Below are 23,414 nucleotides of genomic sequence, written 5' to 3'. Positions count from 1 at the left end.
GTGTTTAAGACTGAATTCAAGCGTTCCAAATATGGTGTGGAAATCAAGTTCGTAGAAGAGACTCGTAGTCTTTTCGGCATGTCTAGAAAGCTGACACCAAGTGATTTGCGCGAGTGGTCAAAAGCTTCAGGGGCATCGGGTGCGCTCGCCTATTTTGAATTGCTGCGTCTCAAAGAAGCAGAGCCGGGTTTAATCGCTGAGAGCGACGGCGTGATCACTATCCAGCATGCGATGCTGGCTCAGTTAAGCAACAACACACTAACAGCTCTGAATTTACCGACGAACCCAGAGTTTCAGTTCAGCTTGCAACAAAGAGGAAGTCTTGCAAGCCATGACTTTGAGGTTGTTCCAGTTTGGCAAGTTGAAGGTCGCCCCATTCTCACAAAACGCTTCGGCGCCATCTTACGGGCAGAAGGACAGGACTGGGTAATTCCTAATCCAATCTTTACCATTTTGGAACGTCTCGAAGAGTTGAGCGATGACAAGAAGAGCAACGTTCAGGAACGAGTCAATCTGGTCGCGGACATTCTTTCCTTGATCAATGGAACGCAAACTAGCGAGAGCCTCAATTCAGAAGAAGACTTTTCGTCAATTGGAGACGAAGGAAGCGATCCTGAGAAAAGCAACCAACTGCAAGTGAAGCTTGAAGGTGCGCTTTCCCAATTCAAAGTTCGCCTGGCACGAGCGCTTTCGGTGTCGGTCGAATTCAAAAATGAAAATGGGTACAAGATCACTCCGGTATTGTTTGAGAGATGCCCAGATTCGCAAAATGAGACAATCAGTGAGCAAGACAGTCTGTTAAATAGCGAAGAGCGTGTTGTTTTTGAAAGCCACCCAAGCCAAGGTTTTTTCGCATCGGCGCCCGCAAAGCGTACGTACTTGTTGGCCTCCGGCGAGTACATCTTAATTGACGACACACTATTCCCGGCGGTGGATCATATTCGGTCTCTGGAGTCTGCGGCGCCCGAAGAGCGGGAGGAATTTGCAAGAAACCCGGCCAAGGCTCTTGTTGGACTTTATAGAGAGCAAATTCAGTCCACCTCGAACGAAGACTTGGCTGATGACATACAAGAAGAGCAGTTGGAAAGGCTCATTTCGTCGGTTTTTGTTGAAACACGCGAATACTCTGATCGAGTGACAGGTCTTGGCCTTTGGGAGCCGCCAGTTGTCCCCTGGATAAAGAAACAACCCAATTCGTGGGAACCAGAGGAGTTCGGAATTTATCTGGGAAATGAGTTTGTTACCATTCCACCGAAGGAAATCGACAACCTTCGTCAGGAAATCGAGCGGGCCATCGGAGCCGGACAAAAGACAGTGAAATTCGACGGCAGACAGATTCCGGCAACCGAAGCGGTCAAATCTGTATTGTCACAGCTTGTCTCTGTGATTTCACCAGAAACTCCGGATGGGGGAGCCAATCCTCCAAAGCAACCAGGTGAACACACCGTTCTTCTGGTCAAAGACAATTTTGAAGAGGAACAGTATCGTAGGCAGGTTTTCCCCCGAGAGCGATATACAAGTCAAAACCGAGCCTCCCAAATAATGACGTCGCTTATGAGCCACCAAGAAACTTCTATGGATTGGCAGGTGGACGCATATCTTGGTGGGCTGCCGGGAATCCTGAACGCTGACGACCAAGGGCTCGGAAAGACCCTTCAGACCATGTCTTTCCTGGCTTGGCTTCAGGAGAACATGAAGGCGGCACCGCCGTCGAAAAAAAAACCCCTCCTAGTAGTGGCGCCAACCACGCTTCTGAGAAACTGGTCTCATGAGGTTGAAACGCATATGGACGGTCAGTTTGGACTGGGCACGAGAATTGATGCCTATGGCTCAGGACTAAAAGACCTGAAACGTGTTGCACATGATGGTTCTGAGTACATGGACCTGGGCCTTGAGGGCCTCTCAAACCCAAATGACAAGCTGATATGGGTTCTAACGACTTACACGACTTTGGCTCAAAACCAAGTAGAGTTCGGAAAGATCGATTTTGGTGCCGTCGTGTTTGACGAAATTCAGGCAATCAAAAATGTTACCACACTTGCGCATCGAGCAGCTCAGTCTCTTAAAGCTGATTTTCAGATTGGCCTTACAGGAACGCCCGTAGAAAACTCAATTACTGAGTTGTGGGCCATTATGGATACTCTGGCACCAGGCTCGTTCGGTAGCCTGAAGGACTTCGCCGGCGAGTATAAGGACGCAACAGAGCCGAAATACCGTGAATTAAATAAACAGATCTTTGATGTGGGCTATTACAAAACTCAAGACGACCTGGCAGCGCCTGCGCTAGGTATCCGCAGAATGAAAAGCGAAACTGTCGCCGAATTGCCGCTTAAGAACTATCGCTTTTACCCTGAAGCAATGCCGACTTTGCAAGCTCAGGCGTACGACATGATTTTTCCAAAACTAAGGAGCGAGACACGAGGCAAGGCCCTCAAAGTGCTACATCAGCTTAGAACTGTTTCCCTGTATCCTGGTAGTCTTGATCAATTGGATGATGATCCAGACCCTCTCGCGGCCTTAGCTGAAAGGTCTGCAAGAATTGCGCAGACTCTGAAGATATTGGACAGCCTGAGTGAGAAAGGTGAAAAGGTGTTGTTGTTTCTTGAAACACATCAAATGCAACATCAGCTCAGGCGACTTTTGTCGAGAAGATATAATCTTCCTGATATTCCAATCATCAATGGGCAAACGTCGCCAAGTCGACGCGGCGAGATCGTCCAACAGTTCCAAAACACGCGTGGGGATGGTTTGTTTGACATTCGAATTCTGTCCCCGAAATCTGCGGGAGTTGGGATCACCATGACTGCTGCGACACACATCATACACTTATCGCGCTGGTGGAATCCCGCTATCGAGGAACAGTGCAACGACCGAATATATCGAATTGGTCAGGATCGTGATGTAACTATCCACATCCCTATTGCTGTTCACCCGTATCATCAACGCGCGAGTTTTGATTGCATTCTGAACGACATAATGATCCGAAAGCGAAAGCTATTTCGCGATATTTTGATGCCGGTTGAAGATTTTGATTCAGACCAAAGTGCTATGATCAGCGGATTAACCAACGAGAATAAGTTCGATATTTCTCAGATAGATAGCCTCGATTGGAAGGCCTTCGAGGTCTGGACGAGAAATATGGCCAAGTCCGTCGGAATATGGAGAGTCTCTGATACGCCGGCATCTGGTGACGGCGGTCTCGATCTGCACATGGAACATATTGAGAGAGGAGATGTTGTTCTGGTCCAGTGTAAATTCACCAATCAGGATGAGCGCTACCTGAATGAAAAACCTGTACATGAAGTGTTGCACGCGGCAACGCGATATCCCACGGATAAAGGGTCGATTGGCGTTGTCATAACCAATGCAGAAGGTTTCACGACGGGAGCACGGAAACTTGCAGAAGAAAATGGCGTAATTTTAGTTGATCGCCATAGACTTGCACTTTGGCCTAATCATATTGTCTGATTTACTAGGTTGGGGAGCCCATTAATCTGCCTGCCCGCATTTCGGCTGCGCGAGTTAAGCCACTGAGATTCAAGTGCTGCTAAAGACTAAACTATTCTGGTTGACTGACGATCAATTGGAGCGTCTTCAGCCATTCATTAAAAAGCCACGGCAAGCCGAGATTATTGATCGGCGTGCGCTGAGTGTGCGTCTTTTGACCAATCGCAACAGATGAGTTGGTTCGATTCCCCCACGGTCTTCCTCTCAGCGACCGTCTTGCCCTGGATGAAATTAAAGTCGGCTGGAACCTAAGGCCCGCTAATTTAGACTTTCATCCAATCCTCAACCAATCCATCGAAGTCGCTCGGAGGTGTCCGTCCTGCCAAACGAGCTTCCATGCGACGTGCTGCAAGATGCGATGCCATTTGCTCCCGGTTGTCAATCTGCATTCCCGTTCCCACGCCTTTGGCGTCCGCGTATGAGCCAAATTGTACTAGCAAATTTCTCCTAAATTCAGCGTGTTCTGCGATCATTAAGTGTAGCAAGTCTTGTATGACAGCTCGACCGGACGTTTTTAGGTCAAGTCTTTGAGCGATAGCCGTTGCACTTTCCGACTTGGGTTCAGGCAAAACTGACCAGAGCTCTTCCGCCCGACGTTCGAGGTCGAGTGTAACCGAATTCAATAGGTTCCTGAAGGCGCCGTTACGGCTTTTGTCAGACGACATATCCCAGGACACTTCAGTTACCTCCAAATTCTCGCGACAAGGCCAGCATTGATTGCGGCGGCTCACCATAACTTACAATGATTACTTCTAAACCGCTGCCGCGAAACTTGGCGAGCGCCGCTTTCATGGCATCGTCGATCCAAGAATCTCGATTGCCGAAGGCCCCACCGCCAAGGCGAGTGAGGAACACACGTTGAGATCGGCCTTCAAGTTTGTTCCGTAGCCCGGTCCAAAGCGTAGCTTCATAAGCTGAGTTCAAAATCAATCGAGCCAGCGGCTCCCAAAGAGATGCGTTAACGTTAGAATAGCCAACTGGCATGGCCGAACAGAATACTTGCGTTACGGAGTTGGGGTTCGAACTCGTCTGATCCGTCACCTCAACATCAACGTGAACACCAACCTCCAGAGCCCCCTCCAAATTCCTCAAGCTTTGTGCGTTCAAGTTTTCCAATGCTCGGTTGACATCAACCAAGGAACCATAACTCGGTAATGTATAGCCGTTTCGAACAGGCAATATCTCGTCGCCATTCTTCCCCATATGATCACCAAGTGTGGCAGCAAGCTCTCCTAATCCATTGAGCTGATTAGTTGCGGTCTGTCCGGATTTCTCGCCCACTTGCGCGAAGTAATTCCGAAATATAGTCGCAGCTCCCCCGGCTATTGCGCAGGCAGGGCCTTGAGTTTTGTCAAACTGATACCGCGTAACCCCGTCCTCTGGCGTTATATCAGGGTCCATCATTTCCAACATATTGAACTGAGAGGCTACTTGAAAAACCGCCCCATTGTTTTCTGGAACGCTATGGAGTTCGCGCACATCGGCGCTCGCATTTGTGACTGTAAGCATACCCCTATCGCAGGGATGCGGCACCGACGTTCTAAGAGTATTGAGGCTAGTTAAAGTCAGCTTTCCGACTGCACATTTTCGATTACTTTTTTCAGAGACCAGATATCCGTCGTGTATTGACAGGAGAGACCGCGTTTTTGCGTAGCCTTGCTCTGCAAAACCTGTAATCGCTTGAAACCAGTCCATATTCTGTTTCACTCCTTTGGAGAACCCTTCTTAATAAAAACTGGGACGATGTCCTAAGCGTTTCTTTTCTCGCGTAGTTGTAAAAAGAGATTGCACGTTCCGACTGATATTTCGTCGGGTTCTAGAGAAAAATTTTTGTTTCTTAAGCTCCAAAGCTACTTCGCGAATAGAGCAATGGAGGAAACACTACAACACAATCCAGCCCCACAGTGCTCTGAGCTACCGCCCACAAGCTTTGAAACCATCATCCCGATGGATCAGTGGCAAATGATGAATTAAAATCAAATTGGACCAGTCAGAGGAGGCCTCTCAGTGTCGCACTGCGTAGTTATAGTTAGTACGCGGGTAAAGTAGTCCCGCCTGATGCGCGTGAATAATAAAACTTAGAGGGCGGGTTCGGATGCCGACTTATTCCTTGTGGATGAACCCGGCACATCTGAATTGAAAGGTGAGCGATGCAAAAAGAAGTTCTTCGATTTTCTAGTGGAAACATGGTTGGACAGGAATGGTCATGGAGCTTCATAGTTGAACAGCACGCCAATGGGGCTTACTCGCTGTCAGCAAAGCAAGAAATGATAGATCCAGTGGACAAGGTGGATGAAATCCACCTTGAAACGGTCGATGGGTTACGTCGTGGAGCAGATCTGTACCATGAACTGTGTCAAATGCTGGAGGGCATCGGCGAGCAGCTGTCAGAATTTGATATTGACAAGATTGCAGAGACGCTACTGCCTTTTGACACAGAGCTTTCCGATCAATTTCGCCGAGGAGAGGTGTTACTGCTCAGAAGAGAGCAGAGGCGAAGACGAAAAGAGAGTCAGGGCCGGGCTCTGATAGTCGAGCCTTTTCAAAGAAAAATTGAAGAATACTGCGCCAAACTTGATGGTCACCTGACGCGAGGAGTTGCCGGGATACATCGCCCGTCCGAAAGAACGAGAATCAGGGCATTTTTGGAAGAATATGTTCAATCCAACCAGCGCCTGCCGTCAGGGTTTCACAAATGGAACCTCGGGAACGGGTTTCTCAGTGGAGAGCATGATTTTGGTGATCTTGGAGATACCTAACAGCCTTAGGCTCTGGGCTCATAACCAGAATAATACATTTGCAGCGAGAGCGATGGCTGACATGAAGATTTCAGGACATCTGTCGTAAAGGGTATCGAGAGCGCGAGGACTCCACAGCCTCAATCACAATTAAGGGCACTCTGGCACCAAGTGATGCCAAAGTGGCGTGAAATCGCAAGAAAATCGGAGCAGCAGATCTCACATTCAAAGGAGAACGCAAGTTCAAAAGTGACTGAACTCAAAGGAAGAAATGCATGTGGCGGAGACTAATTGAAACACCGTTGTTTGTTGTAGTGACTTTGTCGGGCGCGATCTTCTTTTCGCAGCTGCCTCACTTCAAACAGCAACACATTCAATATCTAAGTGGCGCGTTGACGGAGCTTTCAGGCATAGTTCAGGAATTTGAGTTTGACGCACGTAAGAACGGCTTGACCGTTGAGAACGCAATCAATCGCCTATTAGAGAACCCTGACCCTTTTGTTCAGTCCAGGGGGCGGCGGATGGACGCGATATTTAAGCGTCACGACAGTCTTTCGAGTTATGCAACCTTAATCGGTGACGCAAACCCGATTAGCTATGCTTATACGGCGCTAAGCATTCTGGAACATTCAGATACGGGGCAAAAAACGTTGGAGGGTTTCCAGCCGGGGATCACGGCCAATCGGGAAACAGCTTGGTTGTCCGCGGTGGGTGCCCTTACCTTTTACCTTCTAACGCAACTTGTTCTTCATTCAGTGTTGCGTTTACCAAGGCGACTGGCGCTTGGCTGACGGCATCTCGGTAAGCTTGGGTGCCATCCCATTGCTATCCATTCGAATGCGTCGAGGGAACAGCCCTATCCAAGTTGAGAATTTTGTCAATTCGTCATCCGGCTCGTTGGGACCTGTCACGGAATATTCCTAGAGGACTTTCCATTTTCGTACGATCCACTTTTCGCCTTTAACTCATTCAGTTTAGCCTTGAGTCCAATAAAGTTTACCCTGTGGCCTTAACAAACGCGTCCTTTAAGTGTCCTTCAAACCCTACCGCGCCGTCCTCGCCGTACTCGACCAAAAGCGCTCCGTCTAGACCACCGGCGAAATTCCAGTACTCCCATTGGTCGGCACCTTCATAATAGCCACGCGAGCGAATTCGAAGCGGATTGCCGCGTAGTATCAATGACCAATTTTTCTTTGATAGAACAATCTCGTGAAGGTCATAACCCCACTCGACTATCACGCTAACCGGGCCAGCTTTTGGAAATTCGCTCATGCTTTCAACCTCGTCCATGATTCAAATCCGTCACAGGGCGAAAGATGTTCCGGACGTCATTTGCCGACTGTTGCGGATCAAACCTATATGCCACCAGCGGCCCATCTTTTCCTGCTGAATAGTCGAGACAAAGAGCATAGGGCGCCTCGATAGCTGGCGTACCAGTTAACCAATAGTGCCCAAAAAAGACGGGTTTGGTGTCTTTGTATACAAATTTTGCGGCGCTACTAGGAATTTCGCCGTCCGGCAAATTAGAGGCATCAGGTACGCTTCGCGCGACTTCTTTCCAGGTTTTGGCGCCGTATAGCCACCAGCCCATTCGAATATGATGTCGTTCATATCCGCTTTTGTCGAAAAAGGAGTAACCCGTTGGTAATTCAAACTCGACGCCGGACGTGACGCACTGCAACGCTTCCCAGATATCTCCGTCTTGCCAAGAAGGGCGCTGCAACATCTCGTCGGTTAAACGTGAGCCAGCAAGTTCGGACCTCAGAAGATCAATGGCCGGGGAATACCAGCACGCATGAACGGCTCGGAACTGTTGGTTTTCCACAAATAACGGAAGTGTCATCATCCATTTGATTGCTTCGCGAGCTTCAGAGCTATTTATCGGGAACTCTTCAAGAAAGCTCTGGTGCTGGCCAATGTTTTTCCGCGATCTCTCTCGCAACGGCTTGCCATCTACTTCTGTGTGGAAGTGGATTGCATTGAACTCATGGTTACCCATGACAGCTTCGGCTTTGCCGCTGTCCATTAGCGACCGTACTGTTTCTAGGACACGCCTGTTTTCAGGGCCTCGGTCGATAAAATCTCCAAGAAACATGATCCTTTGAGCCGGGCTAGGACCCTGCCAACCAGCCGTTGACTTTCTCCAACCAAGTTGGGCCAGAGCATCATCTAACTTGTCGGCCTGCCCGTGTATGTCCGGTATGATGTGATACATTCGAGTTCCTTTTTTGCTGCAATCAGTTGAAGCAGGCAAAACAAATGGTCAGTGTTTTTGTTTCGCAAGGCCTCGGGGACTTAAGGTTTGATGCCTGCGATCAGTCGCACTTCTCACCTGAAGGTTACTTGACCCGGCCACCGAGCAAACCCCGTTCCTGGTACAAACGCCTAAGCACATCCCCAATCGCCCAATTTGCGACATAAAGACCACTCTGGAGTTTCAGAGGGTCCGAAATCGGAAACGATATTATCCAGTAGCCGGATCAAATCCGGAACAAGCATTTCTCCGAACGCCTAGATGTTGTCTCAATGATGCACTCTGGCCGACACCGTTGACCGAACGGGTATCAATCGGTCTGAAAATCTGATTCAGGCCAACCGTTTTTCCAAGGGTTTTCTCCTTTGCAAATGCCTTCGCCTTCTCCACTTTCTGCCGGGCGGGATTGAAGAAGGTGCATTTCCCATATGCCTCCAGTTGCTTTTTCAAGCGCAAGCTTTGCTTCAATTGGGTGTTGCAGGGTTTCAATTTCAAAGCCTGTATACCCTCCTTCCGCATGCCGAGGTTTCGGCGTTTGGCGAAATACCCAACTTGCCGCATTTGCCCAAATCATTCCGCTGGTTGCACTGGTCGTTCGCCGCCTAAAGTGCAGCCTGTACAAGCGAGCTCTGCTCTCAGGTTTCTGGTTACTCATTGGAGAGGCTCCGGGTCAGTCCATTGTGTGGCACAGCTTTGCCGCCCGTCATTGTGCCTCGAATTATGATAAGTCTGCTTTATGGATCGGTAGCAGGCCTTGTTTGTGTGAATGGGATTTGCAGTGGGTAGTACTGGACCGTCTGGGAGTATTCCCAGTCAGGTCTATGATCATAATGTCTCGGAAGGTACTCGAACGGTAGTTCTTCCTGAAATCCACTCCAGTCATTCCAATAACTGAGTTCGGAGGCAGCTTGTTCTGCCTCCATGGGAGTACCGTGCAATAGGAAAGGTTCGAGCAAATCTTCGTGGTCGCACAAGCCCTCGACTTCTGGAATTCCTTCCTGCTGGTAGGCGACATCTATCCAAATGTGCTTGGGGTCGATCAGAAACTCAAACCCACTTGCAGGCTTCCACTCACTAACCCTGAGAAAGCTTCCTTCTCTCCAAGCAAACTCCGCTTTTTGTTCAGGCTGCATCCATCCATTGCCCATTGGGCCCTTGTAGTTTTGTTGGTGAAAAGCTCTTCCTGAGTAGACGGAGTAAAACATTCTGTCGGCACAATGGTCGTACTCCATGAGAACAACTTGTGCTGGTCCGTCAAAATTTGAGGGCACGCAATCTGGTGCCTGGAGCATAAGTCTTTCTCTGATGTCGTTAACCGCTGTTCTAATTCCAGACGTCATTCCAGACACGGAGACGCAAAGTTGGGGCTGTTGCATTTCAACGCCTCCTTTCAATAATAGGGTTGGTAGTGACCACGAATTTTACCGGATGAACACGAAAGTCTATCGATGTCTCCGAAGGCGATAAATCGACCCAACTGTGTTCGAAAATTCCATATTGTGTCAGTGATTCAAGCGACCAGTTCGTATTCGGTTTCATCTGATTTTGCTTGAGTTTCGATCAAGACGCGGTAGCGCCAGACTCGAGCGATATCCACGTCCACCGGGTACATCATCCAAGAGCTTCCATCGACAACGACCCCTGTTTGCCGCTCGCCCCAGGTCACCCAATAAAAATTACGGAGTGCCCATTGCGGTGGCGCGTGCACATCGGCTTCGAAAACGACTCCGGGACGTATTTCTGGTGGTATTGAATTGTCCTCTCGTGGGGTCCATTCACGCCAGGACGACCACGCCAAAGAAATTGTCATTACTGTCTCCTCTATCGCTAATTGCTTGTTTTGGCGCGCGAAACGTTGGATCAATCCAACATTTTTGTTCAATCGCATTAATACGTTTGAAGCTGGCGCGTTAGGTTTCGACTGTGCCTTCAGTCATCGTCAGGTGAGCGGCAATAGCTCACGACCAAAAATCGCACCGGTCGCATGCATGTCTCAGGCGGTCGATACCCCGGCGGTCATCCGCGACTTACAGGTACGGCTCGACAGACGAGCGTGACCGCAAGAGCGGTTATGCTACAGGTTTGGGATCTTGGTCCCCGATGTTGCCAAACCATGGTTCGGCCGTGTGCCGGTCAAACGGGGGCACCTTGTCCGGGACAGGTTGCCGTCAGCGCTTGCTGATCTCTTCACACGAACGCAAGATAGCCATGCGAACAAAAAGCTACAAGAGCTGGGCTTTCGATTATGTGTCGAAGTCTTTTGATTGTACGCCAAATTGCGCTCTTAATTGTGTATCTTGAGTGCGGTCGTAGGTTTTTCTGGTGAGAATAAGGTAACCGGTTTGTTCGTTTGCCGCGAAATGGAGAAGTAGGTTTTGCAAAATCTCTATGTAGATATGGAAACGGGTCAAATAGCCACTCAAATGCCGCAGGAGGTCGAGACCCGATCTGAACTCTTTGATTTCAGCAGCTTCGACAGCTTGGAAAAAGCAATTCAAGAAGCCTCATTGTGCGATCCACTAAGTACACTGATCGAGCAATTGGATGACGAGCTTTGGTATGAATTGGAACAGGGTACATCGAAAAAGCAGGACGACTTAAATAAGATCTTGTCAGCAAGGGAAGATTTCAACGAACCGAGTGATATCCTTAAGACACTCAACGTAACAGGAGACAAAACGGAAGTATTACGCTCGATAAATTCCTGGCTTCTAGAATGCCCGGACGCAGAAGATTGGGACTACGCGGGCGAGTCCGGAAATCCTTTTCTGGAGGCTTTCAGGTTCTTTTCTCTCAACGGAATCCCGGATTGTCTCGACATAGACTTAGTCGAAGGTTTCTATCCGGGTGATAATACACAAGTTGCTGTCTTGCGAATGAACCTGGCACAAGCCAACGCTTTGAGTAAGTTGTCTCAAGTCAAGTTTATTGCCCTATAGGTGCGTTTGCATTGCCAAAGTAGCGCGCTTATCCACCCTTCATTACACTCCAGTTATTCACGTATTTGGTAACGTCTTCAGATTTGTTGACCTTGAACAGATCTGACCCTTCACAGGTTACAGTAAGCGAGATCGAATTCTTCCCGCTAACTACACCAGTTGAGACATAATGATTTAAGATGCTGTTTGGCAAAACAATGAAGTCATTTATGTATCTGTTCGCCAGCAGTCTTCTCAAAACAAAAACGTAGTACGTGCTCTGCCAGTCTTTCGCCGAAAAACTGCTCTTAGGAACCGTAAAGGAAAACGAGCCGCTCTTATTTTGGTTAGATGTCTTAACCTGAATATGAAAGAACGAGTTTTCTTTTGACGCTACGATATCAATGCCGTCGTCGACTGCCATTTTCGAAGCATTGAAACCTCTGTACAGCAACTCCGAAACGACTGCGTGTTCTCCAGCCGCACCAGTGTTCTGTGTACTGATTGGATGAACCGGAGTATTTGGTTTCAGTTTTGGCGCAGGCGCTTTAGAAACCCTATACATGCCCTTCCGAGGTTTTTTTTGTCTGTTTAGCGGTTTCTTTATTCTGGAGCCCTTCTTTTTACTTTCGCTCAATAGGACCGATTGCAGACGCGCTGATAGATCAGCACCTGACATGGCAAGCCCGGGGTCTCGGCCGGCTATTTCCGCGGCAATATCGTTTACGTGCATCGGGACGTTATTTTCTTCGAGGGTTTTCACCGCCCATTCGAGGATGGTCTCTCTTTCAATCATACCGACGTCACTTTCTTTCCTTATGGTTTGGCCCTATTTTTTTGCAAAAGCAGTTGCCTCAGTAGGGAATTCAGGTCAACTCACACATCCAGCTGAAGATTGGTCAAGTCAATGTCGTCGAAATCCACGGGGTTTATGGGTTTCAGTTGGGACAACTTTTAATAGGCTTCCGGGTTTTTGAAGGATCGATATAGAAGCAGAAATCTACAGACGTGGCTATCAGCGGAAAGCCTTCCGGTTGCGGAGGGAAATGGCCAACAGAGCGCATGTCGGATATTTGTTCTCTGGTTAGTTCTGAAGCCTCATGTGCAGAGGTTCCCCAATACTCCTCTTGAGACTTTCGAGCGTTTTCAAGTGCTTCGGAGTACCAAAGTTCGCCAGACTGAACTTCAATGAGTTTCTCTACTTGTTCGGGCGTGAAATACTCGAGAAGGTGTTCGCGTGCTTCGCGACCTTCAGGTGTTTGCACATCAGTTTCCGGCCCGGGTTTCACGCGCTCATGAGAAGGCAGCGTGCGGTTGGCGGTCTGAACCGCTCGTCGGTGGGTTGCGAGAACCAGGGCGGAGGCGTCGAATTTTTCACGCTCAGCTTTAATTTCACTCTCGCGAACAGCCGCTTTTTGGGCATCGTCAGACATTAGTTTCTCCACCTCAGCTTCAGTGCGTAGCTTCGCCTCTTGCTCACTTACGTTAAGCCGCCGAAGTGTCTCGACCGCAGTGATTACATCTTTGTAGTCCTGTTCATCCAGTTGTTGGTTGGTCTTCTTTCCATATTCGACATAAGCGATGTCAAAAATCGCGTCATCAATAACCGTCTCAGCGTCAAAATCCTCAAGTACGCCTCGCGCTGCGCTAACAACTGCTTCCCGTGTCTCCTGAATCTTTTCTTCAAGTTCTCGGCCGGTGACACCGTTTTCGCGTAGGAGCCGCAACGCCTCAATCTGCCCATTTGTACTCGTGTCGAGGTCATTGGCCTGCAATTCCATGCGGGCATAGGTCAGTGTCCTAAGTGCGCGACGGGTTTCGTTTTCTAGCCGGATTGCTTCCTGCGCGCTTGCCAGTTCTTCTGCGACGCGACGCTCGATTTCCTTTTCCTCTACATTGTAACGGTACAAAGTGTCGTAGGAGGAGTTCCGCTGCTCGCCCCAATACTCGATACGTTTCTTGTCTCCGTCTGACAGAGCAAGGGCAAACTCAACGAGATTGTCGAAAGCGTCTTCGATCTCTTCAGCAATCCTTTTTGTTTCTTCAGATTTTTTATGTTCCAACAGCTGGTCAAAATCGAAACCACACTTGTTAGCAATCACGCGCGACAAAACGTGACTTGCATCATCACGAATTCGCGCGTGTTCTGTGCCCCTTTTGATGAGGTTCATGATTTCGGTAAATTTTGCTTCTTCTAGATCGCCGTTTTGAAGCGCAATTTTCACAACGCGATCCAATTGGTCTATCATCAAACTCGCAGCTTCGGCGCCTTTGTCTTTGCCAAAGAAACCACGTTTGCCGTTATGGTCTATGGTTTTTTCAGCCAATACAAATAGCGTCGCGATTTCATGTTTTGTTCTTAGGTGCATGTAACTTCCTTCCAGCAAACCAAATCTAACAACGACTGAAACCTGCGAAGTACGACACTAGCAGTGCCTCTCGGCTTGGATCGCTGACTGGTGGATTACCGGATGGGCGGTGCCGGAAGCATGGTGTCTCGCGTCATTCAAGTTCAAACCAAATATGAGGTCGACAAGGCGGGATCGCTTTTTTTGTGACGCCGAAAAGTTTTGAATTCCCGCCAATGCGCTACTTCAGGCGCGGTTTATTCCATGAACGGATTGCACTAAAGGTGATAGTCAAAGCTAGTCTGAAAGCACCTGAATATTGTTTTCGCCCGGGGTATCCATAAACCAGCTCGTGCTTGGTTTCAGTTAAGCTCGTGAGCAGTCTTTTCCAGCTCACGTTCCAACCTTCAAGCGATCCAAGCTATCTTAACCTTGAAACCGAAGCGGATCGAGAAATTTTCTAGCTTTGCGCTTGATAATAATAACAAATGGTAGTAATTTGAGATCCCTTTTTGGAGATATTTTTGTCCTGTTTCGCTTTTTCTACTGATCCGCGCGAATACGCGTTGGCACAGCTGATATCTCTCAGCTGATTTTTAGCGCTCGTATTGCGTGCGCTGTTGGCTGTTTCAGAATGTATGCGAAAAAGGAATGCACAGTGACCTGTGTTGTCAAAGACTCTTCCACCAATACTCTTGAACTAGATTCATGGCTTGGCGAAGCCTTGCGAGAACTAGACACGCGCGACGTTCTTTCTTCTGAATGGACAGAAGAAGTTGAAGAAAACGAGCCGGGTGTAAAATGGCTTACGCAACGGTCCTTACTGAATATTCACTCAACTGCGGCTTTGATCCTGTTTTTTGTTTCTCAAAAGGCTGAGACCACAACGCTGGTGGGCTCCCTTTTTGACCCGTTCAGTGTAACAGTGATTGAAACACCTGATCCGGATTGGATCGAGCATGTAGCAGATGCACTTGAAAGTGGACTGCTTCCTGCAATGCGCCGGGCTTATAGATACCTGCCAGCAGTTTCGGTGCTGACCGACAGATTCAGCGGCGTTTCGCGAAACCCCATTAGTCGGCACAAAGAATTCCAGAACTCCTTCAAGGAGGGTATTTCAAATGCACAACCTGTTATTTGTGTTGTTCGGGATGTAGAGTCCATTCCCGCGCCTTTCAGGTCATCTGTCTCACAAGTTGTGCGGCTAGCAAAAGTCTCCAGACAAGTCGTCTTGACACTCCACCAAGTAGTCCATCGGAAAGAACCTGATCGCACAATCAGAGTCGCCGACCACAAACTGCCTGTCGACGACGCTTTGCAACTCCTGACCCCGGATCAATTGGCAGTTTCAGTGAGACATACTGACTTCCAAGAAATGGTGGCGAAAATTTCAAGTTTCGCAGCAGGGAATGAAATTTCTACGAGCCATCAGGCGTTGGACGAAGTGAAAGGGCTGGGAGCAAGCAGAGCCCAACTGGAGCAACTAGCTGCTGACATGCAGGCATGGGACCATGGCGAACTTGGCTGGGATGATATTCCAAGAGGTGTTTTGTTGTACGGCCCACCAGGTACGGGAAAAACGTTTCTGGCCGGCAAGCTTGCGGAACATATTGGTGCGCATTTCATCGCGACCAGTTATTCCGATTGGCAGCGGCATGGCCATCTCGGAGACTTCCTGGCAGCAATGCGCCGGTCATTTGGCGATGCGAGCAAGCGCACGCCTTCCGTGCTTTTCATTGATGAAATTGACTCTTTTGAAGACCGCGCGACCGCAACTGGAGAGAATGCGAACTACACGCGCGCCGCTTTGAATGGCCTCCTGGAAGCGATGGACGGGGCAACAAAGAACCAAGGTGTCTTGGTTATTGGTGCTTGCAACCATCCTGAAAAACTTGATCGCGCACTTGTGCGCTCCGGAAGATTTGATCTCAAGGTTGCATTGAAGTTGCCGGGTAAAGCTACGCTTGCGGCAATTCTGTCCGAGCATGCTGGGTCGGTCGTTTCTCAAACGGCGATTGTAGGCGCTGCCTCACATCTTCTCGGTTGCAGCGGTGCGGATGCGGCGGCGCTTGTACGGCATGCCGGAAGTCTTGCACGCCGAAATGGTCGGGATTTGAGCGATGAAGATCTTTTGGAGGCGGCGACTGCTGTTTGTCCCCAAAGCTCCCAAAAGGACATCGCGAGGATTGCCTACCATGAGGCGGGGCACAGCGTTGTGGGTTTCAAGCTAGGTCTGGGCGTGCCTCTGCGCGCAGAAGTTGGACATCACGGCGGGGCTGTGACATTTCGTGAAAGCCATCCCAACCCGACACTGCCACAGATGGAAGCACAATTGGCCACCTTGTTGGCCGGGCGCGAAGCTGAAGATTTAATGCTCTCTTCCGTATCCACCGGCGCAGGGGGCGGACGAGAAAGCGACCTGAGCAAAGCGACCTTCTTGGCCGCTCGTTTGGAAACACAACACGGGTTTGGGCTGGAGCCGCTGATTTGGAGGCCAGTTACTGAGGAAAACCTGAACGCCTTGTTGCAAGATACCAACATCGCAAAGAGGATCATGGCGCATTTGGAAGCCGCGCAGCGGCAGGCCCGGAACATCCTGGTTTCTCAACGCAACACGGTTGAGTTTTTGGCTAGAAGGCTGATGTCTGAGCGTGAGCTTGTGGAACAAGACTTGGCTACAGTTTTGCAAAGGTTTCAAAGCTCTGGGGACATGCCCCATAGGGTGTTCCGCGGTGACGGTGTAGAGAGCGCATCCGGATCACGCTGAGGTGCATGCTTTTTTCGTATCCGGCGAACGTGAAGCCAGTTGGAACTCTCCAGCCCGGCCCTCCTGCATTCGCTTCGCAGAGCCTGCCGAAACGGTTTGAGGTCCAGGTCTTTTCGCTCCCGGGATAGAGTTTGGTAAATCTCCTTGTTGAAGCGACCTGGTGTTACGGAATGACCCAAGATGAGTTCAGCAATTCTGGAGAGCTTTTCGTCCCGAATGCGGCTAAAAGAACTTTCCATGGTTCGCAACGAAATAGGATCTGTTTCCGAAAGCGCGACATGCCAATGCACTTTTACGTCTGAACCCGCTCGAGCCTTTTGATGCTTAACAATGCATAGGCGACGTGCAACGGCCGATGGCACATTATACTCGAGGCATATCTCTTTAAGAATTTTTACCAGGTCTCGATTGCAGGTTTTTGCGCCGGGTGAGATGACGACATGTCGGACGGAAAAGGTTTTGCCAGCAAGCTTTGATATCTCCCCCATTATCTGAATATCTTCGGGCATACCCGATTGCCACGTGATCCGTTCGTTTGCGCCCTGAGCAGAAAGATACCTTGCCATTGCTGCTGTGCGCTCTGTTCGAACGCGACTCGACTTGATTATCATTCCTTCGTTCCGATCAGGCTGTGTTGAAGCCGGGACAAGGTCATGTTGACCTGCTTGAGAGCTAAAATCGCGGCGAGCTTTTGCGACCAGGGTGCCTGGTGTTGTCGAAGTGACCACGAGATGGCGCGTAACTCACGGCGGGCATCTTGCATGCACGCAAGAAACGCGACCGCTCTGTGCAGGTCGGCAGAAACAGCCTTTTTGGGATGACGTTTGGGCGACGCTTGAGCCGGCAGGTTAACGTTATAGTTCAGGCCTTCGGCAAGAATCTGACGTGCGCAGGATGTCGGTGACACCCCTTGTGCATTTGCCTCTTGGATCAGTAACTGTTTCAACATTGGGTCGATGCGCAGGCCAATTGGCTCCGATTGACGGCACTTTGTTTTCTTCATGCAGGTTTGCTCCAGCTTAGTGTGCTAGCGGCACAACTTGTATTGTGCGTAATCAAAGAGTTTGCCGGGGTTACGCAATTTACAAATCAGCTCCAAAACCATCCATGCGTTGTGTTTTGCAAGTCGAATGACATTTGCTCTTCGAATAAAATGAGCATGGCGCATGTCAGAAGTTGGAATTGCAGAACTCTTTCAAAACAGAGTTCACAAAGGGTCATCAAACTCACAGTGGTTGGGCATTCTTGACTTTGGTCACAAAAGGTATCTTGCGACAGCGACTGTCGCGGTCACGCTGCCTTCCCAAGCCGCTATCGATATTGAAATTCATCAACGAAGATCAGGCGTCAGGATAACCCACAAAGCGAGACTGACAGTTCTGAAAAACCGAAAATCCGAACGCTTACCTCACCTGTCTGGCATCGTGAACCTTGAGGCAAAGGAATATGAAATCGGTTGCTGGATGTGTCGACAAGCCGACGACACGAAGTTCTTTCTACTGAAGTTTTCAGTGAGTAAGGAAATTGAGGAGCCGGTGCAGCCTAAGTTGCGACGGTTGCCACGCGTTAGGTCATTCAGGCGTTGATTGAACGGTAAAGACCTGAGGCTGCACCGGCCCTGTTATCTGAAGGCACTGGATCATCGTCTGGCTCCTTTACGCGAGGGGAATGACGTGGAGCAGCTCGCCGAAAACGAGCACGACATGGATGATAACCGCAATGATATGCAGTTGGTGATACGCTACTTTGATAATCCCAAACATGAGCGCCTCCAGTTTTGTGCTAAGTGGGCTTTTTGTGTCAAAATTTTTGTTTTGTGTCAACCACACAATTGACACAAAAGCCTATGAGTTACATCTTGGGTCAAAGGAGGCTCGACATGCCGGATGACGTCACAAAGGAGAAGAGCGTTCGACTCCACATCTACCTGCCCCAGGACGAGATCGATGCAATCGATAATTGGGGTTTCAAAAACAGGATCAGGGCTCGAACGAAGGCGATCAGGGAATTGGTGAAAAAGGGACTTGAAGCGGACGAATCCAACTGAGTACAGCTTGGACAGATTTCAAGTAAACCCAGGCTAAACCGTGCAATTTTGCCGGTGCTCCCAAACCTTTTTGTAAGCAAACACCTCATTAGAGCCTACGAGTAGAGCAGAGACCAAAATGGATGAAAAACTGGCCAAGCGGCATGCGAAAAAGTTAATGAAAGACTTGCCAGATTACGCTTCGATACGAGAGTGGTTGGAAAGTGGCAAGGCGAGAGAAGCGCAAGCAATATTTGAACAAACGAGCAACTCTGAAGTCCCGGAATGGACTCTCAATAGAGTAGCACCTTTGATCAATCCTCCCTTTGAACGTCCGAAAGCGCCAATTTGGCGCGAGGACTTGAAAATTGCGTTTGCCTCCTCTGTCACTACAGCTTTTGAGGCACACATCTTTGAGAATGCGGAAGCAGAAACGCTGCATTTCGACAAACCCGAGCGCTCCGTTTTTTTGACCGATCTACAGTTTGAGAGCAGTTCTGAAGAACCAGGCGTATTTATCATGACTGCGGCTCATATGAGCCACCACACGTTAACAAGGATGTTAGAGCGGGAGCTCATTTCACCGGACAATTTCATTTCTGACGTATGGGAAATACTCATGAGCGCACGCCAACTCCGGCAATTTTTTGAAATGTCCAAACTGGACCAAGACAAAACATATGATTTGATCGTGCCCTATGCTGATGGAGCCTTTTGGGCTCGAATGCTGCGGGCAAATGCTGGAGCACGCGATTACCATCATCGAGCGCACCCGATCCTATCTCTGAGAACGTTCTATGATGGCTCGATGCTTAAGAGTGAGCACAAGGAGCGAATGGCAGGTTACAAACTGGTAAAGGATCCAATCCTTTCACAGGACGATCTAGAGTATATGAAAGCTTGGATCAGAGGAAACGCGCGTTTGGCTTGAAGCTTTTCCCAACAAGGTGATGACGCATGGATTATGTATTTTATGACCTGGAGACGTCGGGAATTTCGCCGGAATACGATCAGCCGCTCCAGTTTGCCGCGATCCGCACCGACGAGAACTTTGCAGAGAAAGAACGCGTCAACTTGCGATGTCGCCTGGCGCCACACATTCTGCCTTCACCGCAAGCTTTGCTCGTGACGGGGGTATCTCCAGCGCAGCTGACGGACACAAGTCTTCCCACATTGTTGGAGTTTGCTGAGAAGCTCTCAGAATTGATCAAGACCTGGTCCCCTGCCATCTGGACCGGATACAACTCCATGAAGTTTGACGAGGAATTCCTAAGGCAATGCTTCTATCAGAATTTAATCCCGGATGTTTACGCGACGCAGTTTCACGGAAACACGCGATTTGATATCTTACCAGCGGTATACGCTGTTCGAACTCGCACCCCTGATACACTGATTTGGCCGAACAACGATCAGGGGCGCACAGTTTTTAAACTGGACCAATTAGCGCCGACAAACGGGTTTACCTCCCATAACGCGCATGACGCGCTCGGGGATGTCGAAGCAACAATTCACATCGCGCGTTTGATCGCGTCAAAAGCCCCGGACCTGTGGGCCGAATTGCTAGACAACGCCCATAAAGCCAATGTTCAATCCAAACTCGAAACCTTTCACCCGCAAGAACTGGTGGTCCGGTTTGGAGGAGGCGAACCCCGAACATATGTTGGGTGCTTTTGCGGCTACTCTGCCGGAAACAAGTCACAAGCCGGGTTTTTCGACCTGGAGGCAGCTGATCCATCTGATTTCTTAAACGCGGATGATGACCAACTGTTTTCTGCCGTAGACGCGTCCCCCAAAATTATCAGGGGCATAGCCACAAACAAAGCTCCAGCGCTTCTCAACACTCGCAATCCAAGTAACGAAATTCTGCGAAGGGCAAAACTAATCTCGGAGGCTCCAGAATTCCAAGGCCGAGTGGGCGAAGCCATGGCGCGACGTTTCTTGGACGAGGAAGATAGGCTGCAAAGACCGGTTGAAAAACAAATCTATGGCAGCTTCTATTCTGCTTCAGACAAAAACCTTCTTGAAGAATTTCATTCAAGCGAATGGTCACGTCGGGGTGAGATTGTTTCGAACTTGTCGGATCCGCGCTTGAGGCAGCTGGGTCGGCGCATCGTGGCATTCTACCGGCCAGATCTGTTATCAAAAAATGATCTGGCAAAGTTCCGCGACTACGTCCGAGAAAAATGGCTTATGCCAGTTGAGACAATATCTGAATGGACGACGCTAGAAAAAGTTAATGCTGAACTCCGGGCGATGAGTTCCGAAGGATTGGATAATCAAGAATTGCTCAAAGAACTTCGAGAATTTTACTGGGGCCTCGAGCAACAGGTGATTTAAAGGAGTGGCTGTAACTTTGGGAGGACGGGCGTGATGGACGAAGTCAAATACACCGATGAAAACGGCGATCCAATACCCGTCGAGGAAACTCCCGGATATCTTGGGAACATCTTTGACGGGGAATTTATGACCGGCGAAGAGCTTGCGCCATTGTACGACTTTGATTGGGCTGGATATGCGACTATGGCAGATGAGCTTGGAGCGCTGTATCGGCGACTCCAGTTCCAATGCGAAAGTGAAACCATTGACCTCCAAGCGGACCCTTATTCCGTGGAGACCTTTATTAGCGCACTGCCGAGTGTGGCCGCTTTGTATGACTGCCCGCCTGACCAAGGACCTGCGGGTGGTTCCGGCTGGGTTTTTGTCATGGTCGACGGTTGGGATCTAGAGCAGGTCAAAGCACACGTACAGGTCTTGAAAACCGTCTTGGACGCGGACTTTGACGCCTTAAGCAAGCAATACGAAAACGAGTAACCTTCAAGCTGGTTTGAATTTTTCAGAACTTGTCGTTCCTACTTCTGCACATAATGTCGATGAACGCCGACCAAAAGGCGTCAGATGGTAACTGAGCAATGTTAATGGAGCATTTTTCCATCGGTCGACTTTCGCAATCGGTCAGGGAGCAGCTTTGCTTGAATCCCGTGCAAGTAGACGCTCGGTGCGCGTCTGGATCTCAAAATAAGTTGACCTTTCCATGCTTGTGAGATGGACGTTTCGGAATGCGTAGGTCTGTGGATTGACCTTACCCGAAACGATGTCGCTTATCGGTAGGTAAGTTCTTTCCATGTTCTTGGTTTTCGGGTTCAACCGGTCTTCGAATACGACATCGTCAAACTTCCAATGCTTGCCATCACCACTGGTTTTGATCCGGTACTTGGTGAGAACGTTTGCATCACGCCGTTCACGTCGTACAGGCCCAACGAGAGCAGTTTCCCGCGTTGTTTCTGAGAGGTGGTGGGTAAACACCGAGCCCAGATCGTCCTCATCGGTTTCATCTGCTCCTGAAACGGGCTTCAACCGGCCAAAAACAATATCCTCAAACGCCAGCTCCGCAGCAACCAACTGATCTGCTTGTCCAGTCTGAACACCAAAACTAAGACATTCATCGATGAACTCTGAGATCAATTGCGGCCCATTGATTGGTTCAATCGCCACACCATTCTGGTATTTCTGATAGAGGAAGTGTTTCCAAGCCAGCTGAACCGCACTCATATGCGCCTCGAGGAAATCTGCGGATACATCCAGATGAAGCGCATCCAATATGGCGACAAACCTCTTTGGGCTAATGTAGAGGTCTTTCGGCGCACTGAGATTAAATTGCTCATAGATATCTCGATCCATGAATTCATACATCACGTTTCGAGCCGCAGGTCGTAGCGTGATCCTGAGCTTTGTTTTGTCGGGCTTGCTTAGATCTCTTTTGAAATTTTCGTAATCCTCGAAGGGCCTCATTGAGAACGACGGTGCGTAGGTATCTTTGCCGAAGGCTTTCTCGATCTGCTTTTGTGCGTTTGAAACGGACTTAACCAATCTTGCAGGTTCCCGATGCACGTTTTCGTTCGGTGTATACCCGAGCCATTGCATGAACTCTGAAGGCCAGACTTCAATTGAAAACGTACTTATGTGTGCTCCTGTTGCGGTGTTGGTATGACGTTGGAGCTTGAACCTGGTGTCGCGCTGCAAAACGCTCAAAAGCGAAGCGAGAGGGGTCAACAAGATCGCATGAGTTGACTTAAGATTTCGAACGACCTGAAGGTCGACGAAAGCAAAGAAACCAGGGTTGCGCAGCTCCAACCAGACGGGGTCGGAAAGTTCTACAGACACCATGTATCTTCCGACATCCAGTTTCTTTAGCAATTTGGATTGGTGTGACTTGGAACCAGACTTTACCGATAGTGCATTCAGTGTGAGCTGGCACTCGTTCAGTGTGCGGATCGCATCAACAACACGTGGTGTCGTTGCTCCAAGAAAATCTGACAGGGTTCCTTTCTTCAGGCTGACCTTTTTCGATTTTGCATGGGCGCATGAGGCCAGGATGAAATGCATCAATTTTAGAGCATTACAGGTCATCTTCCGCGACGGGTTTAGATCCACGAGAGCAGCCGGACATCTGTACTCAGGATTAATATCCGCGCTGTATCGCTTGAGGCGCGCGACCCAATCAGAGGGGCTTTCGTATCCTCTGCCTTCTCCAAGAGGTTGGTAAGAAAGATAACCTGGTTGCCGTATTCGACCGCTTGCCCCTTCCTGTTTTTCACCTCTGTCCCGCAAGACATCTGCGACGGTCTCAGCCACCGCCAAGTTCTTGGATAACATTTCACCGGAGATCCGGTTGCTTCGGGTTGTACGGGGAGCCTGGAAGGTTGCGCTCGATCTTTTCATGTGCGTTTCTTGTTTTTGGCGGCAGGGCGCGTGTTCTGGACATGTTCTGCGCGATTGCCAGTTTGTTTTCAACCTGTCCAGGTCACATTGTGGCATTCAGGACAGTAAGATCCCAACTTCGCTGAAAGACGCAAAGT

The 23,414-nt window shown here is 49.4% G+C and carries 20 protein-coding genes, 1 pseudogene and 1 riboswitch; of the genes and pseudogenes, 10 read left to right on the top strand and 11 right to left on the bottom strand.

Annotated elements, in window-relative coordinates:
* A complete protein-coding gene (locus tag ABWV79_RS06815) occupies positions 1-3,468 on the top strand; it encodes an SNF2-related protein (RefSeq protein WP_353391075.1) in 3,468 nt (1,155 codons plus the stop codon).
* A 717-nt stretch (positions 3,469-4,185) separates the two neighbouring features.
* Here the strand turns inward: ABWV79_RS06815 and ABWV79_RS06810 are convergent.
* On the bottom strand, positions 4,186-5,202 hold the full coding sequence (locus tag ABWV79_RS06810) for a hypothetical protein (RefSeq protein WP_353391074.1): 1,017 nt from the start codon (positions 5,200-5,202) through the stop codon (positions 4,186-4,188).
* 40 nt (positions 5,203-5,242) lie between these two features.
* On the opposite strand from ABWV79_RS06810, the gene ABWV79_RS06805 reads away from it, so the two are divergent.
* Positions 5,243-5,473 (top strand): integrase core domain-containing protein, encoded by a 231-nt coding sequence (locus ABWV79_RS06805; protein WP_353391703.1) that lies wholly within the window; start codon positions 5,243-5,245, stop codon positions 5,471-5,473.
* Between the two features lie 184 nt (positions 5,474-5,657).
* Entirely contained in the window at positions 5,658-6,266 is a 609-nt protein-coding gene (locus tag ABWV79_RS06800; protein ID WP_353391073.1) for a hypothetical protein, read from the top strand.
* An 18-nt stretch (positions 6,267-6,284) separates the two neighbouring features.
* Here the strand turns inward: ABWV79_RS06800 and ABWV79_RS22295 are convergent.
* A pseudogene (locus ABWV79_RS22295) lies at positions 6,285-6,386 on the bottom strand (IS5/IS1182 family transposase); the annotation flags it as partial.
* Between the two features lie 134 nt (positions 6,387-6,520).
* Here ABWV79_RS22295 and ABWV79_RS06795 point away from each other — a divergent pair.
* The gene (locus ABWV79_RS06795) at positions 6,521-7,036 is read left to right on the top strand and encodes a DUF2937 family protein (protein WP_353391072.1); all 516 of its coding nucleotides are present in this window, start codon (positions 6,521-6,523) and stop codon (positions 7,034-7,036) included.
* Positions 7,037-7,241: 205 nt separating this feature from the next.
* Here the strand turns inward: ABWV79_RS06795 and ABWV79_RS06790 are convergent, their stop codons facing one another.
* The 5 genes from ABWV79_RS06790 to ABWV79_RS06770 all read right to left on the bottom strand — a co-directional run bounded on the left by ABWV79_RS06790 (position 7,242) and on the right by ABWV79_RS06770 (position 10,309).
* Positions 7,242-7,535 carry a hypothetical protein gene (locus tag ABWV79_RS06790; RefSeq protein ID WP_353391070.1) on the bottom strand — a complete coding sequence of 98 codons (294 nt, stop codon included), beginning with the start codon at positions 7,533-7,535 and terminating at the stop codon, positions 7,242-7,244.
* Complete coding sequence (locus ABWV79_RS06785; protein ID WP_353391069.1) at positions 7,522-8,460, bottom strand: metallophosphoesterase; 939 nt, start codon at positions 8,458-8,460, stop codon at positions 7,522-7,524. The genes ABWV79_RS06790 and ABWV79_RS06785 overlap by 14 nt, the downstream gene beginning before the upstream one ends.
* Before the next feature lie 349 nt (positions 8,461-8,809).
* Positions 8,810-9,154, bottom strand: a complete 345-nt coding sequence (locus ABWV79_RS06780) for a hypothetical protein (protein WP_353391068.1) — start codon at positions 9,152-9,154, stop codon at positions 8,810-8,812.
* 79 nt (positions 9,155-9,233) lie between these two features.
* Entirely contained in the window at positions 9,234-9,875 is a 642-nt protein-coding gene (locus tag ABWV79_RS06775; RefSeq protein WP_353391067.1) for a hypothetical protein, read from the bottom strand.
* A 134-nt stretch (positions 9,876-10,009) separates the two neighbouring features.
* A complete protein-coding gene (locus tag ABWV79_RS06770; protein ID WP_353391066.1) occupies positions 10,010-10,309 on the bottom strand; it encodes a hypothetical protein in 300 nt (99 codons plus the stop codon).
* Between the two features lie 279 nt (positions 10,310-10,588).
* Positions 10,589-10,697, bottom strand: a riboswitch (SAM-I-IV-variant riboswitch).
* 177 nt (positions 10,698-10,874) lie between these two features.
* Between ABWV79_RS06770 and ABWV79_RS06765 the strand changes: the two genes are divergently transcribed.
* Positions 10,875-11,438 carry a hypothetical protein gene (locus ABWV79_RS06765; protein WP_353391064.1) on the top strand — a complete coding sequence of 188 codons (564 nt, stop codon included), beginning with the start codon at positions 10,875-10,877 and terminating at the stop codon, positions 11,436-11,438.
* A gap of 28 nt (positions 11,439-11,466) precedes the next feature.
* Here ABWV79_RS06765 and ABWV79_RS06760 read toward each other — a convergent pair whose 3' ends face one another.
* Both ABWV79_RS06760 and ABWV79_RS06755 read right to left on the bottom strand, forming a co-directional pair.
* Positions 11,467-12,213 carry a group I intron-associated PD-(D/E)XK endonuclease gene (locus tag ABWV79_RS06760; RefSeq protein ID WP_353391063.1) on the bottom strand — a complete coding sequence of 249 codons (747 nt, stop codon included), beginning with the start codon at positions 12,211-12,213 and terminating at the stop codon, positions 11,467-11,469.
* A gap of 142 nt (positions 12,214-12,355) precedes the next feature.
* Positions 12,356-13,786, bottom strand: coding sequence for a hypothetical protein (locus tag ABWV79_RS06755; RefSeq protein WP_353391062.1), 1,431 nt, complete (start codon positions 13,784-13,786; stop codon positions 12,356-12,358).
* A 637-nt stretch (positions 13,787-14,423) separates the two neighbouring features.
* Here ABWV79_RS06755 and ABWV79_RS06750 point away from each other — a divergent pair.
* Positions 14,424-16,532, top strand: coding sequence for an AAA family ATPase (locus ABWV79_RS06750; protein ID WP_353391061.1), 2,109 nt, complete (start codon positions 14,424-14,426; stop codon positions 16,530-16,532).
* A gap of 607 nt (positions 16,533-17,139) precedes the next feature.
* On the opposite strand, the gene ABWV79_RS06745 is transcribed toward ABWV79_RS06750, so the two are convergent.
* Positions 17,140-17,535, bottom strand: a complete 396-nt coding sequence (locus ABWV79_RS06745; RefSeq protein WP_353391060.1) for a hypothetical protein — start codon at positions 17,533-17,535, stop codon at positions 17,140-17,142.
* 876 nt (positions 17,536-18,411) lie between these two features.
* On the opposite strand from ABWV79_RS06745, the gene ABWV79_RS06740 reads away from it, so the two are divergent.
* From ABWV79_RS06740 to ABWV79_RS06725, 4 genes are all read left to right on the top strand, one after another.
* Positions 18,412-18,579, top strand: a complete 168-nt coding sequence (locus ABWV79_RS06740) for a hypothetical protein (protein WP_353391059.1) — start codon at positions 18,412-18,414, stop codon at positions 18,577-18,579.
* 118 nt (positions 18,580-18,697) lie between these two features.
* Positions 18,698-19,489: a hypothetical protein gene (locus ABWV79_RS06735; protein ID WP_353391058.1), complete on the top strand. Its 792-nt coding sequence runs from the start codon at positions 18,698-18,700 to the stop codon at positions 19,487-19,489.
* Between the two features lie 26 nt (positions 19,490-19,515).
* Positions 19,516-20,895: an exonuclease domain-containing protein gene (locus ABWV79_RS06730; RefSeq protein WP_353391056.1), complete on the top strand. Its 1,380-nt coding sequence runs from the start codon at positions 19,516-19,518 to the stop codon at positions 20,893-20,895.
* Positions 20,896-20,928: 33 nt separating this feature from the next.
* Positions 20,929-21,369 carry a hypothetical protein gene (locus tag ABWV79_RS06725; protein ID WP_353391055.1) on the top strand — a complete coding sequence of 147 codons (441 nt, stop codon included), beginning with the start codon at positions 20,929-20,931 and terminating at the stop codon, positions 21,367-21,369.
* A 141-nt stretch (positions 21,370-21,510) separates the two neighbouring features.
* Here the strand turns inward: ABWV79_RS06725 and ABWV79_RS06720 are convergent, their stop codons facing one another.
* A complete protein-coding gene (locus ABWV79_RS06720) occupies positions 21,511-23,277 on the bottom strand; it encodes a hypothetical protein (RefSeq protein ID WP_353391054.1) in 1,767 nt (588 codons plus the stop codon).
* Positions 23,278-23,414: the final 137 nt, after the last annotated feature.

Source organism: Ruegeria sp. HU-ET01832 (assembly GCF_040371315.1).
In the GTDB taxonomy this organism is placed as follows: Bacteria; Pseudomonadota; Alphaproteobacteria; order Rhodobacterales; family Rhodobacteraceae; genus Ruegeria; species Ruegeria lacuscaerulensis_A.
The sequence above is the reverse complement of the archived record's forward strand: the minus strand, read 5'-3'. Positions and strand labels throughout refer to the sequence as shown.

What these genes read in the sequence shown, in the direction of transcription:
- ABWV79_RS06810 (WP_353391074.1), bottom strand. Translation starts at nt 5,202, where the DNA reads ATGGACTGGTTTCAAGCGATTACAGGTTTTGCAGAGCAAGGCTACGCA.
- ABWV79_RS06800 (WP_353391073.1), top strand. Translation starts at nt 5,658, where the DNA reads ATGCAAAAAGAAGTTCTTCGATTTTCTAGTGGAAACATGGTTGGACAG.
- ABWV79_RS06795 (WP_353391072.1), top strand. Translation starts at nt 6,521, where the DNA reads ATGTGGCGGAGACTAATTGAAACACCGTTGTTTGTTGTAGTGACTTTG.
- ABWV79_RS06790 (WP_353391070.1), bottom strand. Translation starts at nt 7,535, where the DNA reads ATGGACGAGGTTGAAAGCATGAGCGAATTTCCAAAAGCTGGCCCGGTT.
- ABWV79_RS06785 (WP_353391069.1), bottom strand. Translation starts at nt 8,460, where the DNA reads ATGTATCACATCATACCGGACATACACGGGCAGGCCGACAAGTTAGAT.
- ABWV79_RS06780 (WP_353391068.1), bottom strand. Translation starts at nt 9,154, where the DNA reads ATGAGTAACCAGAAACCTGAGAGCAGAGCTCGCTTGTACAGGCTGCAC.
- ABWV79_RS06775 (WP_353391067.1), bottom strand. Translation starts at nt 9,875, where the DNA reads ATGCAACAGCCCCAACTTTGCGTCTCCGTGTCTGGAATGACGTCTGGA.
- ABWV79_RS06770 (WP_353391066.1), bottom strand. Translation starts at nt 10,309, where the DNA reads ATGACAATTTCTTTGGCGTGGTCGTCCTGGCGTGAATGGACCCCACGA.
- ABWV79_RS06760 (WP_353391063.1), bottom strand. Translation starts at nt 12,213, where the DNA reads ATGATTGAAAGAGAGACCATCCTCGAATGGGCGGTGAAAACCCTCGAA.
- ABWV79_RS06755 (WP_353391062.1), bottom strand. Translation starts at nt 13,786, where the DNA reads ATGCACCTAAGAACAAAACATGAAATCGCGACGCTATTTGTATTGGCT.
- ABWV79_RS06745 (WP_353391060.1), bottom strand. Translation starts at nt 17,535, where the DNA reads ATGAAGAAAACAAAGTGCCGTCAATCGGAGCCAATTGGCCTGCGCATC.
- ABWV79_RS06740 (WP_353391059.1), top strand. Translation starts at nt 18,412, where the DNA reads ATGCCGGATGACGTCACAAAGGAGAAGAGCGTTCGACTCCACATCTAC.
- ABWV79_RS06735 (WP_353391058.1), top strand. Translation starts at nt 18,698, where the DNA reads ATGGATGAAAAACTGGCCAAGCGGCATGCGAAAAAGTTAATGAAAGAC.
- ABWV79_RS06730 (WP_353391056.1), top strand. Translation starts at nt 19,516, where the DNA reads ATGGATTATGTATTTTATGACCTGGAGACGTCGGGAATTTCGCCGGAA.
- ABWV79_RS06725 (WP_353391055.1), top strand. Translation starts at nt 20,929, where the DNA reads ATGGACGAAGTCAAATACACCGATGAAAACGGCGATCCAATACCCGTC.
- ABWV79_RS06720 (WP_353391054.1), bottom strand. Translation starts at nt 23,277, where the DNA reads ATGAAAAGATCGAGCGCAACCTTCCAGGCTCCCCGTACAACCCGAAGC.